This is a genomic window from Mesorhizobium sp. M2A.F.Ca.ET.039.01.1.1 (assembly GCF_003998035.1).
Lineage (GTDB): Bacteria > Pseudomonadota > Alphaproteobacteria > Rhizobiales > Rhizobiaceae > Mesorhizobium.
Genome location: NZ_RZRY01001121.1, coordinates 1 through 1,448 on the forward strand (window position 1 = coordinate 1; position 1,448 = coordinate 1,448).

General features: G+C 64.1%; 2 protein-coding genes. Both read left to right on the forward strand.

What is annotated here, in order from left to right:
* Positions 1-692: FtsX-like permease family protein (locus tag EOA24_RS37800; protein ID WP_127410813.1), on the forward strand; the 692-nt coding region annotated here is incomplete at its 5' end.
* Complete coding sequence (locus EOA24_RS37805; protein ID WP_189343105.1) at positions 689-1,372, forward strand: ABC transporter ATP-binding protein; 684 nt, start codon at positions 689-691, stop codon at positions 1,370-1,372. The genes EOA24_RS37800 and EOA24_RS37805, both read left to right, overlap by 4 nt.
* Positions 1,373-1,448 lie beyond the last annotated feature (76 nt).

Below are 1,448 nucleotides of genomic sequence, written 5' to 3' on the forward strand. Positions count from 1 at the left end.
GCTACAAGGTGGCCGCGATCTTCGAGGTCGGCATGTCGGAATATGACAGCTCGATCGTCTACATGCCGTTTTCGGAAGCGCAGCTCTATTTCAACATGGACGGGCGCGCGCAGACCATCGAGATCTATGTCGACAATCCCGACAATGTCGATGCGCTGAAGCCGCTGGTCGAGCAGGCGGCGCAGCGGCCGGTCGATCTCGTCGACTGGCGCCAGCGCAACGAGACCTTCTTCTCGGCGCTGCAGGTCGAGCGCAACGTCATGTTCATGATTCTCACGCTGATCGTGCTGGTGGCGGCGCTCAATATCATTTCGGGCCTCATCATGCTGGTGAAGGACAAGGGCCACGACATCGCCATCCTGCGCACCATGGGCGCCTCGCGCGGCGCGATCCTGCGCATCTTCCTGATGACCGGGGCGGCGATCGGCGTCACCGGCACGCTCGCCGGCGTGCTGCTCGGCGTCGTCATCTGCATCAACATCGAATCGATCCGCCAGTTCTTCTCGTGGATGACCGGCAGGATACTGTTCAACCCCGAGCTCTATTTCCTCAGCCAGCTGCCGGCGAAGATGGACCCGCGCGAGACGACCTATGTCGTCATTATGGCGCTGGGCCTGTCCTTCATTGCGACGGTGTTTCCGGCTTGGCGGGCCGCCCGGCTCGATCCGGTCGAAGCCTTGAGGTACGAGTGATGGCCGAAGCCATTATCGAGCTGAAGGGCGTCGAGCGGCACTACGTCCAGGGGCCGCGCAAGCTCACCATTCTGAACGGCGCCGACTTTTCGCTGAGGCGCGGCGAGATGGTGGCGCTGGTGGCGCCATCGGGTTCCGGCAAGTCGACTTTGCTGCATACGGCGGGACTGCTGGAGCGGCCCGATGCTGGCGACGTGATCCTCGCCGGCCGCGCCTGTGGCCGCCTCTCCGACGAAGAGCGAACCGCGATCCGCCGCAACGATATCGGCTTCGTCTACCAGTTCCATCATCTGCTGCCGGAATTCTCGGCGCTCGAGAACATCATGATGCCGCAGCTGATCAAGGGGCTTCCTCCCAAGGAGGCGTCGGAGCGGGCGGCACAGCTTCTGGATTACATGCAGATCGGCAAGCGCGCGCAGCACCGGCCGGCCGAGCTTTCCGGCGGCGAGCAGCAGCGTGTCGCCATTGCCCGCGCGGTCGCCAACGCACCGCTGGTGCTCCTGGCCGACGAGCCGACCGGCAATCTCGATCCGACGACCGCCTCCTATGTCTTCGATGCGCTCGAAGCGCTGGTCCGGCAATCGGGGCTGGCGGCGCTGATCGTCACCCACAACCACGAGCTGGCTTCGCGCATGGACCGGCGGGTGACGCTGGCCGAAGGCAAGGTGGTGCCCCTGTAGGCCAAGCCGGTATTCGGATGAGGCTGGCCTGCGGACGGCAGTTTCCTGCGCTTCCGGTGCTCACGTACTTTAAGTA